Here is a 13457-nt window from a genome sequence, read left to right on the forward strand (position 1 = left end):
AACTCTCCAAATTCTAAACAAATATAAATACGACGATTATCCACTTTTTTAAACCGACTGAATTATATCAGCAAACACCCCTGCAGTGTTCAAGTGAATTTGAATCGTGTCCGAAAAATCTTTCGCATACCCTCCGGCTAATAGAACTACAACCGGACATTTTACTTTTTCTGCAAATTTCTTCACAAGAGCATCTCTTTGAATCAACCCTGATATAGTGATATTCAAACTACCAAGGGTATCGTTCTCATAAGGATCAGCACCGGCAAGATAGTATATTAAGTCCGGTTTGAAAGTAGAGCCAATCTTTTTTAATCCTTTTTCCAATTGTTTTAAATAGATCGCATCCCCACAACCTTCATCTAAAGAAATATCGAGAGTGGAATTTTCTTTTTTAGGGTAGAGATTCCCTTGGTGCATAGAGAATGTAAAAACTGTATGGTCTCCTTCAAAAATATAAGAGTTTCCATTTCCCTGGTGCAAATCCAAATCAATAAGCAAAACTTTCTTCTGTGGAAATTTTCTCTGAAAATACCTTGTTCCGATTGCAGCGTCATTCAAATAGCAAAACCCTTCTGCGTGCTCAGGAAAAGAATGGTGAAACCCACCTCCTACGTGAAAAACAAATTTATGAGTTTGGGTAAGCTCAGTGGCAAGAATTGTCCCCCCACAGGCGAGCACAAAGCTATTTACAATCTCTGAGGTAAGAGGAAGCTCTGAATAAGAAGTAGAATGATTTCTGTTCAATTCAAAAAGGTTCTTTAAATACTCCTCTGTATGAACCAATCTCAAATCACTTACTTCGGCTTTTTCGGGGTGGTGAACCTGAAACTTAGAAAAAGACCCGTCTTTTTCGATTCTCTCCATAATTTTAGAGAATTTTGTCGCCGGAAATACGTGTGCACCAAGGTCTAAATCGTATTTTGGGTGATAAACAATGCAAAAGTTTTCAGAATCCTCAGAGGGCTTATTTTTTCCTCTCTTTAAAATATCAAAAATATTCACTTTTTTAAATTAAATTTTGCTGGAATACTTGCAAGTTTTTAATGCAAAAAAGATAATTTGAAATTATGAAAAACTTTTACTCATCAAACAAAAGAACAAAAATTGTCTGCACAATCGGACCTGCCTCTTCAGACGAAAAAACCATCATGGAGTTGTTGAATGCAGGAATGGATGTCGCCAGAATGAATTTCAGCCACTCTACCCATGAAAGCCATAAGAAGACCTTCGAGCTTCTAAGGCTCTGCGAACAAAAATCGGGAAGACCCTTAGGGATTCTTGCCGATTTACAAGGACCGAAAATCAGAACCGGTAAAATTTCAACCGGTCCAATTGAACTAAAGGTAGGAGACCAAATTTTCATAAACAACGATCCAAATTTTCCGGGGACGAAAGAAGAAATCGGGTGCACCTACCAGAAAATTATAGAAGATTTAGAAATAGACAATAAGGTTTTGATAGACGACGGAAAATTAGTCCTAACAGTAAAATCAAAAACTTCAGAGCGCGCAGCTTTAGAAGTTTTAGTCGGAGGAACACTAAAAGACAATAAGGGAATCAATTTGCCTGGAACCCCTGTGACCGCCTCGGCACTTTCCGAAAAAGATATGGAAGACTTAAAATTTGCTCTATCTCTTGGGGTTGATTATATTGCTCTTAGTTTTGTTCGACGTGCGTCCGACTTGGAACTTGCCCGGGAATACATGAAAGGAACATTCACCGGACTTATTGCAAAAATTGAAAGACCAGAGGCAATTCGCAACATTGAGGAAATTATCAATGCGTCAGACGGAATCATGATCGCAAGAGGTGATATGGGGGTAGAGTTAGAAACAGAGCAAGTCCCTCTAATTCAAAAAGACCTCATCCACAAAATGAATACAATTGGAAAACCTGTAATCACCGCAACTCAGATGTTGGAGTCTATGATAGACAATCCAAGACCTACCCGAGCTGAGGCGAGTGATGTAGCGAATGCGGTTTTAGATGGAACGGATGCGGTCATGTTATCTGCCGAATCTGCAAGTGGTAAGTACCCAGTAGAATCCGTGAAGATCATGAATAAGATTATCCATGAAGCAGAAAAAATCTATACTACTTACTCAATCAGACGAAAAGACATTAGAACAAAAGAAGAAATAGAAAGAACTGCACTTGGTACTGCAACCGTAAAAATCGCAGAGTCGATTAATGCACAAGCGATCATCAATTTTACACGAAGTGGCTACTCTGCAAGGCTTGCTTCTGAATTTCGCCCGATTGTTCCAATCTATTCTTTTACCCCATTTTTAATGACTGCAAGAAAAATGAATCTATACCGGGGAGTCTATTCTTTCGTCATGCCCCTCATGGATAAGTTTCACGATATGATAGGCTACATGAGTCAAACCCTGAAAAGTGAGAATTTGGTAAAGGAAACCGATACAGTAGTGATTTTAGCGGGTGCTCCGGGAGGAGATGCGTACACTGTTGATTTTATCCAAGTTTATAAGATCAAATAATTTGGATATCTTCGTGGTCTTTAAAAGAAATTAAAACTTCCTTTGATACCGCAGATCTCTTCCATCTCTTTTCTCGAATAGGAGTCAAATACCTAAGTGAGAGCAAAATTTCTCCTTCTTCAATCGTGGTGTATACGATGGGTGTAGTTTTGCCGAGTCGTACTAAATAATTCTTAGACAACTCTCTTGTTTTCTCTTCTAATAGCCTGTGATCCAATACAAATTCATTTCTCAAAATTTTATTGCATAGTTCTTCTGCTTTTTGCCAGTTGGAATCAATACTTAAATGGATTCTCATTTCATCCCAGACAAAATCCATTTTTTGCGATACTACAATTACTTTTTGAAGTACGGCTGAATGATTTGGAAAATGAATCAACCTGTTAGAAGATTGATCCGAGTCGTATTCCCTATTCAATTCAATTAGTGTAAACCTCATCATCCCGATATTGATCACATCTCCCCTAAACCCATCTACTTCAATCCTATCCCCAACTTCAAATCCATTGGATCCGTGGATCATAACCCACCCTACTAAGTTAAGGGTAACTTCTTTCATAGATACAATAAAACCAACGCTTGTTAAACCAAGAAGAGTGGGAAGATATTCTATTCTGGAAAAGAAAACCGGAAACAAAATAATTATCGACATGATTACAAATGTAATACGACCGATCCTTCTTCTATTGTACATATCCGCAGTTTCTACTGTAGGCTTGATTCGATCTAAAATAAATATAACTAATTTTACTCCAAGGTACACCAAGATAATAGAATATACATAAAGTAAAATCTCTTCCGCAAAATCCCTGTTTTTATTGGATATGAGATAAAACGGATTGAATATGGAATAATCTTCTAACTTCATTGGTATCACGCTACTATTGAATTTTGTATTTTCAGTGTATTGAAAATTTCTTCTTTGGAAACAGAAACACCAAATTCAGGCTCACCAAAATTTTTCAATAAAACAAATTTTATAGTGTCTCCCTCATTTTTTTTATCGTGTTTTATATGCGATACAATTAGAGAAGGTTTTAGACTGTGGTTGAGAGGCAATTCATAGTTTTTTAAAATTGTAATTGACCTATTTAAGGATTTTTCAGAAAACCCCAATCTATTTTTAGACAAAATCAAGCAAGTCACAAGCCCGATAGAAACAGCCTCTCCGTGAGAATATTTTCTATAATTCGTCGCTGACTCAATCGCATGAGCTGTACTGTGACCCAAATTCAAAATAGCTCGAAGTCCGGTTTCCTTTTCATCAATGGACACTATCTTGGTTTTAAACTTAACAGAATCTTCAATACATTTTCTTACAACCGGAGATAGTGCATGAATATCTTTACGAGAATGATTTTCTATAAAATTCAAAAAATCTCCTCCTTCTAAAAAAGAATGCTTTACGATCTCTGCCAGTCCACAGTTCCATTCTTTTTTCTTGAGAGTGTTCAATGTATAAATCGGAAGAAATACAAAAGAAGGTTGATAAAATGCTCCAACCATATTTTTTCCGTAATCTACATTCACTGCTACTTTTCCACCTACAGACGAGTCAACCGATGCAAGTAGAGTCGTAGGGATTTGCGCATAACGCACCCCCCTTAGAAAAGTAGCGGCGACAAACCCGACGAAATCTCCGACTACTCCCCCACCAAAAGCTAGAAAAAAAGATTTCCTGTCGGCTCCTTTTAAAATTAGTTTTTGATAAACACTTTTTAGATTGTCTATATGTTTATTTTTTTCAGAGCCTCCTATAAGAATACATTCAGGGTTGAATTTTTTCAACTCTTTGAAAATATCTTTTAAATATAGGTCTGCGATTTTTTTTTCGGTCAAGATAAATAGTTTAGAAATCTTTTCAAACCGACTCAACTCTTCGCTAAGCCCCAAAAAATTTTCTGCAATAATTACAGGGTAATTTGTAGAACCAAAACGGACTTGCTCTTTAGAAAAAATCATCGAATTAAATCCATTTACTTTCTATAGAAACAGATTTTGAAAACTTTCCTTTTAAAAGGTAATTTTTTATATCAGGACGAATTTCTATATCTTTCATGTCTTTCTTGGAAAAATATTTAAACTCTAAAATACTCTTCTCTTTTAAATTCAAAATAGGATAATTATTTGCGACATCTACCTTATACACAAGTTGAATGATATGCCTTTCTCCTTTCGGTCCTATGCTTTCATTCAATAACAAAAATTCTGCTTTTTTTATTATAAGCCCGAGTTCTTCTTTCAATTCTCTTTTTAAAGCACCCAAAGCACTCTCCCCTTTTTCGATTCCTCCACCGGGCAAGAGCCAATAACTGTGGTTTTTTTTACTTTGACGAATAAATAAAATTTCTTTTCTATAATTCGTCACAATTCCTGCGACCCTGATTCGGATTTTTCTGTTTCTAAAAATATTCATTCAGTGAATTAATTTTAACTGTTTCAATACATTTTTTGCGGCATTCTGCTCAGCTTTTCTTTTATTCTTTCCTATTCCTTCAGAAGACACAACCCCCTTAATGGATACATGAATTCTAAATTCTTTGTCGTGATCCGGGCCGGTTTCCGAAACAAGCTCATAGGACGGAACAAACCTGTATTTTTTTTGGCAATATTCCTGTAAAATAGTCTTATAGTCTTTAATCGCTTCAATTTTTTCTAAATTGTCAACTAAATCTTTAATATGGTTCAATATAAATTTTTTTGAAGTGTTTAACCCCTGATCCAAATAAATCGCCCCGAGTAGAGCCTCTACAAGGTTAGCTTGATTACTCGCCCTTGAGCCTCCACCACTCTCTTTTTCTCCTTTTCCGAGTAGTAAATAATCGGACAAAGAAAGTTTATCAGAAATTTTAGTGAGAGCACCCTCAGATACGACCCTTCCCTTGATTTTAGCAAGTTTTCCTTCCGGGTAATTTTCAAATCGCTTATACAGATATTCGTTTGTGATTAATCCAAGTACAGAGTCACCAAGGTATTCCAACCTTTCGTTGTCAGGCCAGAGCTTTCCGGTTTCGTTTGAATAGGAACTATGGGTGAATGCTCGATTGAGTAAAAATATATCTTTGAATTTGATTCCTAACTGATTTGCTAAATTTTGCAAATCTTCAATTCTTTTTTCAGGAATGATGAATGTTTTTTGAAATTTGTTTTTCAGTTTCTTCTAATACGCAAAAAAACGGGCTTTAAAAAAAACCCGCTTAAATTCTGAATCTTAAGACTTCAGCTTGTCGATAAACTTAGCTACGTCGCCCACAGTTTGAATTTTCTCTGCATCTTCGTCAGAAATTTCGATACCGAATTCTTCTTCCAATGCCATAACCAATTCAACTGTATCCAGTGAATCTGCTCCGAGATCATCGATGAAATGAGCTTCAGGAGTTACTTCAGATTCATCAACGCCGAGTTGCTCAACGATGATTGCTTTAATTTTTTCCATATCTGCCATAATTTTCCTCCAACCCGCTTTTTGCGGGACTAGTTGATAATGTAAACCACTTACTTCTTATTAAGAAATATAGAGGCCAGCAAGTATTCTCAGAAAGAATACCTCTGATTTTTGAACGTCTAAAAACCAAAAAAATTTGGCAAGCCATAAACCACTTTTTTTTTCAGATTTCAAATTTTTATGCGCCGCCTATACCCGGCAAAAAGCCTCCACCATTTACGTCAAGTATATGACCTGTAATAAAAGAGGAAGAATCACTCGATAAAAAAGCTACCGCATTTGCAATATCTTCAGGAACTCCGGCTCTTTTCAAAGGAATCGCATTCACCATTCCATTTCTGATATTTTCAGGAATGGCAGCAGTCATTTCAGTTGCTATAAATCCCGGTGCAATTGCATTTACTCGAATCCCACGAGACGCAAGCTCAAGTGCACAAGCCTTAGTAAATCCGATCACGCCCGCTTTAGACGCTGAGTAGTTTGTCTGTCCAATGTTTCCATTCTCTCCTGAAATAGAAGATAAATTCACAATCGCTCCACTTCTCTGCTTCAACATGTATTTAATAGCTGCGTGAGTGCAGTTAAATGTTCCTGTAAGATTGACAGAAATTACCGCATCCCATTGCTCTTTTTTCATTCTCATTAGCAATGTGTCTTTTGTGATCCCTGCATTGTTTACTAAGATATCCACTTTTCCGTATTCTTTCTGACAGGAGTCGATTAAATTTACAGCATCTTCTTCTTTGGAAACGTCGCACTTTACCCCAATAGCCTTGTAACCTAAACCTTTCAATTCAGTGACACACGAATTGATCGAATCTTCATTCAAATCTGCAATTACAAGATTTGCACCCAGTGAGCCGAGCTTTAAAGCAATTCCTTTTCCAATACCTCTCGCACCACCGGTAACAATAGCAGACTTATCTTTTAAATTTATCATTTTCCCTCTTACAATTTTTAAAATTAACCGGATCCAGAATATTATTATTAAAATAATTCTAAAACCGGATAATTCAAAAAATACAAATCATATCTTATACTTAATTAAATTTTCTGCAATTCTGGTGTTTACTTCATTTTTTGCGCACTCGATGACTACTCGAATTGCATTTTTTACTGCAAGCGAATTAGAGCCACCGTGACCGATAATACAAATCCCGTTCACTCCAAGAAGAAGTGCTCCTCCGTATTCAGCATAGTCCAATCTTTTTTTCATCATAGCCAAAGAAGGTTTTAAGAGCAAGGCTCCGGTTTGTGCAAGGCTTGAGCCTTGAATATTTTGCTTTAGTACATTGAAAATAGATTTTGCTAATCCTTCTGTCGCTTTGAGCACTATATTTCCGATAAATCCGTCACACACAACCACGTCCACTTCTCTTCCGGATCCATACAAGTCCCTGCCTTCTACGTTTCCTACAAAATTTAAACCTAATTTTTTTAGAATTTCAAAAGTTTTCAGAGATAGTGCGCTTCCTTTTTTGTCCTCTTCTCCATTGGAAAGTATTCCGATCTTAGGCTTTTGGATAGAGAAAATTTCTCTCGCATAAATCTCTCCCATTACAGCAAATTGAGCCAAATATTCAGGCTTACAATCTACGTTTGCACCTGCGTCCAATAATAAAAGAGGGTTTCCCTTTTCCCGGGGAATGGGAGCTGCAATCGGTGGACGCAAAACTCCTTGGATTCTGCCAAGGTAGAGTAGAGACGCTGCCATAGTTGCACCAGTATTTCCGGGTGAAAAAACTCCTACGCATTCCCGATTGGCTACAAGTTGAACCGATTGTACGATAGACGAATCAGTGATAGTGCGAACTGCGGTAGAAGGAGAGTCGTTCATCCCAATTACCTCTGAGGCGTGAACAATTCTAATTTTAGAGGTATCGTAATCGTGCTTTAGTAACTCTTCGCTTAACTCTTCTTCTTTTCCTACTAAAACTACTTTATATCCGTATTGATTGACTGCATCAACTGCCCCATCCACTATTTGGGCGGGACCATAATCGCCGCTCATTGCATCAACGGCGACCCACATTCCGAACTATTCTTCCGTTTTTTTAGGTTTTTTGATTTTTGGAGCTAACTCAAGCACTCTATTATAATGCCCACATGTAGGACACACTTTGTGAGACTGTATAAAAGAGCCGCAATTGAAACAAGGTGATAAATTTGGCTTACCTATTGCTTGATGAGCTCTTCTGGATCTCACTTTGGATTTTGATCTTCTTCTTTTTGGGACAGCCATGGCAATTTATCCTCTATTCCACACTTAAAAATTTAGCCTTTAACAATTAGTTTACCATTTTTTTTAATCAGTTTTTTTAAACAAGAAAATAAAAATAATTATCTTGAAATATCTGATATCAACTCTAAGGCTTCTTTTCTCTTCTGATACAAGGAAGACCTATTAAAAACAAGCCTTGCAGTAGAGTGCATAATCACTTCGATTTCTTTTAAGCCATTGGCTCGTAAAGTTTCTCCTGTGGAAACAAGATCTACAATGCAATCCGATAGACCACAAAGAGGTGCCAGCTCAATACTTCCGTACAATTTAATTATTTCGCAACTGATTCCCTTGGAAAAGAAAAATTCTCTTGTTAAGTTTGGATACTTTGTAGCTACCCTGATCTTTCCAGAAGCACCAGTGAAAATAAACTCCGGCTTAGAAGCCAAGGACAATCTACATTTCCCGATCTCTACATCCAAAGCCTGAATTAAATCAAAACTTCCTTCTCTAAGTATATCAAACCCTATAAACCCACAATCTGCGGCTTTTTCTTCCACGTAAGTAGGCACGTCCTGAGAGCGAACAAAAAGTAGTTTCACCTTTCCGGATTTTTCTTCGTATGCCAATTCTTTTGAATTTGGAGAAGGTAAGTCCTTTAACCAATTTTTCTTTACAAGAATTTCCATACTCTCTTCAGCCAGCCTTCCTTTGGGCAGAGCAAGAGTGAGCATTTCAACCTTTATTCAGTTTGATAATAAGGTAAGTGGCAAGCTCTTTTACTGATTTTAAATTTTCTTCAAATTCAGGAGAGTCAATTTCTAATACCTTGGCTAAATCTTTCTTGGCTCCTTCCTTGTCCCCTGTGAGTAATTTCAATCTTGCAGTGCTGTATAAACTCCATGCAGAAAAACTTGGAGTGTCTTTGGGTGTAAGTAAAGAATTAGATATGCCGTAATTTTGTAGAGCTTCTTTCATTTCATTTGCTCTTTCTCTATAATTCCCTGCGATATAGAAATAGTATGCTTTTATTTCTTTGGAATCTTCGATTTTTTTTCCTGCACTTTCTAAAGCAATCGCAGCTTTGGAAAATTCTCCATTTTTTGCATACAATTCTGAAAGCACTTTTGATGACCGAAGAAAAGGTTTTTCCAAGGTAAAATCTTTTTGGTATTTTTCATAGTCCTTAATCTTGTCTTTAATATCAATCAATGGATTTTGAAGGTGTTTTTTTTCAATTTTCTCGATTTCGACTGTAGCTACATTTTCTCTGTATTTGATATATTCAGTTATAGATATAATCAACACGATTACAACCACGATACCTAAAATAGCAGAAAAAACTTGTATTCGGTTTCTCTTTATAAATACCGATAACTTATGAAAAAAAATCTCTACAGAACTCAAGTCCCCCGAAGGAACTTCAATCGGGCCTTCGGCTGCTTTTCTTTGCAGGTCTTCTCTAAATTTTTTTCGATCGAATTTCGACATGGTTATTAACTCCGGTTAAAAAAGCTCCCCATGCTTTCACTGGAAGGAGAATCGCTTTTCATATATTTTGCAATATCTGCTTTTTCCTGCGCAGAATCAAAATCTTTTATGGATAAAGAAATTCTTTTATTATTCGGTTCAATTTTCAGGATAACAGCCTTAATAGAATCTCCTGCTTTATAAACCTCGTCTAATTTCAGATTTTTACCATCAGGGATTTGTGAGACGTGGACAAGCCCTTCATACCCCGGCTCTATCTCTATAAACATACCAAAGGCTACTATACTTTTGATTTTTCCTTCAATGATAGTGCCGGTTGGATATTTCTTTCTCAACACTTCATAAGGATTTTCTTGCAATTGTTTTAACCCGCATGAAATACGGTTGGATTGTTGGTTAATATCAAGGATTTTATAGTTTACCAACTGTCCCTTTTTTAGAAGAGTTGTAGGGTCTTTTACTTTTTCATCCCATGTAATGTCTCCGATATGAATAAGCCCCTCAATTCCGTTTTCAACTTCTACAAAAGCACCGTATTTAGTAATACCTGTAATTTTTCCTTCCAAAGAATTTCCGACTCTCACATTGGAGCTAAGGCTCTCCCAAGGATTTTTCTCGAGTTGCTTTCTTCCGAGAGAAAGTCTTCTTTTCTCAAAGTCAATATCTAGAATAATAGAGTCAACTTCTTGTCCTTTTTTTAAAATATCCTTTGGAAGTGGAGGTTTTTTTGCCCAACTCAATTCACTTGAGTGTATCAATCCTTCTAAGCCTTCTTTCAATTCTACGAAAGCTCCAAAGTTTGTAAGAGAAGTGATAGTTCCACGAACGATAACTCCTTTCTCCAATTCTCTTTTTGCCCATTCCCAAGGATCTTCAGACAATTGTTTTAAGCCAAGGCTAAGCCGATTGTTCTCTTGATCTATTTCTAAAACAAGGACTTCGATTGATTGACCCACTTGAAAATACTGCTTAAATGGAGCGTATTTTTTGTAAGAAATATCGTTTTGTCTGAGAAGCCCGTCAACTCCGTGAATATTTACAAATACTCCGAAATCAGTAACCTTAGAAATCTCACCGGTTACCCTGTCTCCCTTCTTGACAATATTTATCAACTCTCCCCATTTTTCTTGATTCACTTCATCCAATAATTTCTTTCTGGAAACTACACCGGTTCTACCTTTTTCACTAAGCCGGATAATCTTAAAATCCCATAGCTTAGATTTAAGATCGTCGAGATTCGTAAACTTATAAGCGAGTTGAGATGCAGGCAGAAAAAATTCTAAGCCTTCTACATTTACGTTAAAACCCTTTCCCTTAACTTCAGAGGTTATTCTCCCTTGAACTTGTAGGTCTTTTTTATGAGATTCTTTAACAGTTTCCCAACCTTTTCTTGCATCGGCTTCGGTTTTTGATAATAGATAAACTTCTGACTCGTGCTCCTTCCCTTTTACAAGAACAGCTACAGATGCACCAACTTCAGGGAGGTCGGTAAATTCATTCCTCGGAATTCTGCCCTCTGACTTCAATCCGATATCTACAAATATTCCAGATTCTTCAACGGCAATAATTCTGCCTTCCAATATCCTACCTTTGCCATAATTTTGCCCTTGTTCGCTCAAAGATTTTTCAATAGCAACTGCAAAGGATTCTTGATTTTTCTTGTTTGAGGGTGACTCTTTCTTTGAATTCAAATTATTTCCGAAAAAAATATGTATTTACCCTAACTGACGGCTATTTTGGGCATAAACCCTTGTTCCGAAGTTCAGATAGGATAGTCCTTATGACAACATCTTTAGATAGACCGCTGGTGTCAATAAGGAATGCGTCCTTAGCCTGAATTAGAGGTGCAATTTTTCGTTCCGAGTCCGTTTTATCTCTTTGGATAATTTCAGACTTTAAATTCTCCAAATCAGCCTGAAATCCCCTTTCCAATAGCTCTTTATACCTTCTTTCTGCCCGAATCTCAGCCGATGCAGTAAGAAAAAATTTATACCGAGATTCAGGAAATACCTCTGACCCAATATCTCTTCCATCTAAAATTAGAAGGTGATTTTTTGCAAGTTCACGTATTTTTTTGTTCACAAATTCTCGTATTTCTCTCACAGGAGAGATATATTTGATTTCCTTTGTCAGATCAGGAGATCGAATTTCCTTAGATACATCTACCCCGTTTAGAATTACAGAATTTTCCCCTGACTCTGAAAGTAGGCAATCGATGTTCACGTTTTTCAAATATTTCCGTACATCGAGTTTCAAAATCCAGTCAGAAAATGTATCGCATTGGTTTTCTTTCTGAAATTTTTGGATAAAAAATAAGGTCACCCCACGGTAATACGCACCGGAATCTAAATACTTATATCCGACTTCTTTTGAAATTTCCCTTGCCACGCTACTTTTCCCGGAACCGGCAGGCCCATCAATTGCTATAATATCTTCTATCATTTTGAATTTGTTATGGAATAAATAATTTTTTTAAATTCCGGAAAAGAAGTCTCGATCCAAGAGTCATCGTCTATTTTAATATCGTTGTTTAATAAAGTTTTTAATATGGTAAAACTCATTGCAATTCTGTGATCCATAAAAGATTCGATTAGTGCAGGCTTAATATTTTTTACTTCTCCAAAACTATAACCGTCTTTTTTTTCTTCAACATCCACACCGACTTCTCTCAAATTCTTGACCATAGAAATAATCCTGTCTGATTCTTTGGCTCTTAAATCTTCGGCATCAGTAATTTCAAATCCGCCTTCCGAAAATAAACCGGCAATGGTTAAAATAGGAATCTCGTCTATAATCGAAGGAATGATTGCACTTTCTATTTTACACTTTTTTAAATTTGATGAGAATACTTTTAGGTCTCCGGTTTTTTCTCCACACTCTATTCTTTCGTTTTCAATTAAAATTTTTCCGCCCATCCTTTTTAAAATAGTTATGATGCCAATTCTAGATTCGTTTAATCCTATATTTTGGATCACAAGCTCACTATTTTTTGACAAAAGTCCAAGAACTATAAAAAATGCTGCAGAAGAAATATCTCCCGGTATTTTAAATTCAGAGCCTTCAAAATGAAAAGGAGGAGTAATCGTGAAGTGGGTTTTAGTTTTATGGAAAATTCTACCACCAAGAAATTTTAAAATATTTTCGGTATGGTCACGAGAAAGTTCATCCTCTTCATACTCCAACTCTACGTCAGACGATATGGCTGCAAGCATCAAGGAAGATTTTACTTGAGCGCTTGCAATTGGACTTTTGAATTGAAAATTTTGTAACTTCCTTCCAGAGATTTTCAAAGGAGCCTTTCCGTCTCCAGAAATAGAAGAAATATATGCACCCATCTTGGTAAGCGGATCTATAATCCTATTCATTGGCCTTTTCTTTAAAGAATCGTCTCCTGTAAGAATTGCATCTACCCCTTCTAGACCAGAAATTAGTCCCGCAGAAAGTCGAATCCCAGTGCCTCCATTTCCAAAATCCAACTCAAGTTTCGGAGAGTGAAGTTTTCTTTTTCCCGGACTTTTCACAAAATATTCTGTGGGAGATTTTTTTTCAAAAAGAACCCCCATTTTTTCAAAACTTTTCATGGTATTTAAAGGATCTTCTGCTTCTAAAAATCCGGTAATCCTTGAATTCCCTAAGGCAAGAGAGGAAAATAGAACAGAGCGATGAGATACAGACTTGTCTCCCGGCACAGTAATTTTAAAATCTTTGGGAATTTGAAAATCGGATTGAATCATGTTTACAGAAAATAAAACATAGAATTAGAGAAAAGGATTTTATTTACTCGTTTTCTAAATTC

General features: G+C 36.5%; 15 protein-coding genes. 1 reads left to right on the plus strand and 14 read right to left on the minus strand.

Features of this window, described 5'->3' with window-relative positions:
* Positions 1 to 48: 48 nt before the first annotated feature.
* Complete coding sequence (locus HS129_08320) at positions 49 to 939, minus strand: histone deacetylase (GenBank protein MBE7412049.1); 891 nt, start codon at positions 937 to 939, stop codon at positions 49 to 51.
* 131 nt (positions 940 to 1070) lie between these two features.
* On the opposite strand from HS129_08320, the gene pyk reads away from it, so the two are divergent.
* Positions 1071 to 2504, plus strand: coding sequence for a pyruvate kinase (gene pyk, locus HS129_08325; protein ID MBE7412050.1), 1434 nt, complete (start codon positions 1071 to 1073; stop codon positions 2502 to 2504).
* On the opposite strand, the gene HS129_08330 is transcribed toward pyk, so the two are convergent.
* The 13 genes from HS129_08330 to aroA form a co-directional block, all read right to left on the minus strand.
* Complete coding sequence (locus tag HS129_08330; protein ID MBE7412051.1) at positions 2497 to 3372, minus strand: mechanosensitive ion channel; 876 nt, start codon at positions 3370 to 3372, stop codon at positions 2497 to 2499. The two genes, pyk and HS129_08330, sit on opposite strands and share 8 nt — an antisense overlap.
* A gap of 5 nt (positions 3373 to 3377) precedes the next feature.
* On the minus strand, positions 3378 to 4466 hold the full coding sequence (gene aroB / locus HS129_08335) for a 3-dehydroquinate synthase (GenBank protein ID MBE7412052.1): 1089 nt from the start codon (positions 4464 to 4466) through the stop codon (positions 3378 to 3380).
* Between the two features lie 4 nt (positions 4467 to 4470).
* Positions 4471 to 4920 carry an NUDIX hydrolase gene (locus HS129_08340; GenBank protein MBE7412053.1) on the minus strand — a complete coding sequence of 150 codons (450 nt, stop codon included), beginning with the start codon at positions 4918 to 4920 and terminating at the stop codon, positions 4471 to 4473.
* On the minus strand, positions 4921 to 5658 hold the full coding sequence (gene rnc / locus HS129_08345) for a ribonuclease III (GenBank protein MBE7412054.1): 738 nt from the start codon (positions 5656 to 5658) through the stop codon (positions 4921 to 4923).
* Positions 5659 to 5715: 57 nt separating this feature from the next.
* Positions 5716 to 5949, minus strand: a complete 234-nt coding sequence (gene acpP / locus HS129_08350; protein ID MBE7412055.1) for an acyl carrier protein — start codon at positions 5947 to 5949, stop codon at positions 5716 to 5718.
* 178 nt (positions 5950 to 6127) lie between these two features.
* Complete coding sequence (gene fabG, locus HS129_08355) at positions 6128 to 6889, minus strand: 3-oxoacyl-ACP reductase FabG (GenBank protein MBE7412056.1); 762 nt, start codon at positions 6887 to 6889, stop codon at positions 6128 to 6130.
* 87 nt (positions 6890 to 6976) lie between these two features.
* The gene (plsX, locus tag HS129_08360) at positions 6977 to 7981 is read right to left on the minus strand and encodes a phosphate acyltransferase PlsX (GenBank protein MBE7412057.1); all 1005 of its coding nucleotides are present in this window, start codon (positions 7979 to 7981) and stop codon (positions 6977 to 6979) included.
* A 6-nt stretch (positions 7982 to 7987) separates the two neighbouring features.
* Positions 7988 to 8191, minus strand: coding sequence for a 50S ribosomal protein L32 (gene rpmF, locus HS129_08365; GenBank protein MBE7412058.1), 204 nt, complete (start codon positions 8189 to 8191; stop codon positions 7988 to 7990).
* A 98-nt stretch (positions 8192 to 8289) separates the two neighbouring features.
* Entirely contained in the window at positions 8290 to 8904 is a 615-nt protein-coding gene (locus HS129_08370; GenBank protein ID MBE7412059.1) for an ATP phosphoribosyltransferase, read from the minus strand.
* A gap of 1 nt (position 8905) precedes the next feature.
* The gene (locus tag HS129_08375; protein ID MBE7412060.1) at positions 8906 to 9661 is read right to left on the minus strand and encodes a hypothetical protein; all 756 of its coding nucleotides are present in this window, start codon (positions 9659 to 9661) and stop codon (positions 8906 to 8908) included.
* A gap of 5 nt (positions 9662 to 9666) precedes the next feature.
* Entirely contained in the window at positions 9667 to 11352 is a 1686-nt protein-coding gene (locus HS129_08380) for a 30S ribosomal protein S1 (protein ID MBE7412061.1), read from the minus strand.
* Positions 11353 to 11392: 40 nt separating this feature from the next.
* Positions 11393 to 12103, minus strand: a complete 711-nt coding sequence (locus tag HS129_08385) for a (d)CMP kinase (GenBank protein MBE7412062.1) — start codon at positions 12101 to 12103, stop codon at positions 11393 to 11395.
* A complete protein-coding gene (gene aroA, locus HS129_08390; protein MBE7412063.1) occupies positions 12100 to 13395 on the minus strand; it encodes a 3-phosphoshikimate 1-carboxyvinyltransferase in 1296 nt (431 codons plus the stop codon). Before aroA ends, HS129_08385 begins: the two co-directional genes overlap by 4 nt.
* Between the last annotated feature and the right edge of the window lie 62 nt (positions 13396 to 13457).

The organism is Leptospiraceae bacterium (assembly GCA_015075105.1).
Taxonomy (GTDB): domain Bacteria; phylum Spirochaetota; class Leptospiria; order Leptospirales; family Leptospiraceae; genus JABWCC01.

Bases quoted from the DNA above. Each gene is read 5' to 3' on its own strand.
- pyk (MBE7412050.1), top strand. From the start codon at position 1,071: ATGAAAAACTTTTACTCATCAAACAAAAGAACAAAAATTGTCTGCACA.
- HS129_08330 (MBE7412051.1), bottom strand. From the start codon at position 3,372: ATGAAGTTAGAAGATTATTCCATATTCAATCCGTTTTATCTCATATCC.
- aroB (MBE7412052.1), bottom strand. From the start codon at position 4,466: ATGATTTTTTCTAAAGAGCAAGTCCGTTTTGGTTCTACAAATTACCCT.
- HS129_08340 (MBE7412053.1), bottom strand. From the start codon at position 4,920: ATGAATATTTTTAGAAACAGAAAAATCCGAATCAGGGTCGCAGGAATT.
- acpP (MBE7412055.1), bottom strand. From the start codon at position 5,949: ATGGCAGATATGGAAAAAATTAAAGCAATCATCGTTGAGCAACTCGGC.
- fabG (MBE7412056.1), bottom strand. From the start codon at position 6,889: ATGATAAATTTAAAAGATAAGTCTGCTATTGTTACCGGTGGTGCGAGA.
- plsX (MBE7412057.1), bottom strand. From the start codon at position 7,981: ATGTGGGTCGCCGTTGATGCAATGAGCGGCGATTATGGTCCCGCCCAA.
- rpmF (MBE7412058.1), bottom strand. From the start codon at position 8,191: ATGGCTGTCCCAAAAAGAAGAAGATCAAAATCCAAAGTGAGATCCAGA.
- HS129_08370 (MBE7412059.1), bottom strand. From the start codon at position 8,904: ATGCTCACTCTTGCTCTGCCCAAAGGAAGGCTGGCTGAAGAGAGTATG.
- HS129_08375 (MBE7412060.1), bottom strand. From the start codon at position 9,661: ATGTCGAAATTCGATCGAAAAAAATTTAGAGAAGACCTGCAAAGAAAA.
- HS129_08385 (MBE7412062.1), bottom strand. From the start codon at position 12,103: ATGATAGAAGATATTATAGCAATTGATGGGCCTGCCGGTTCCGGGAAA.
- aroA (MBE7412063.1), bottom strand. From the start codon at position 13,395: ATGATTCAATCCGATTTTCAAATTCCCAAAGATTTTAAAATTACTGTG.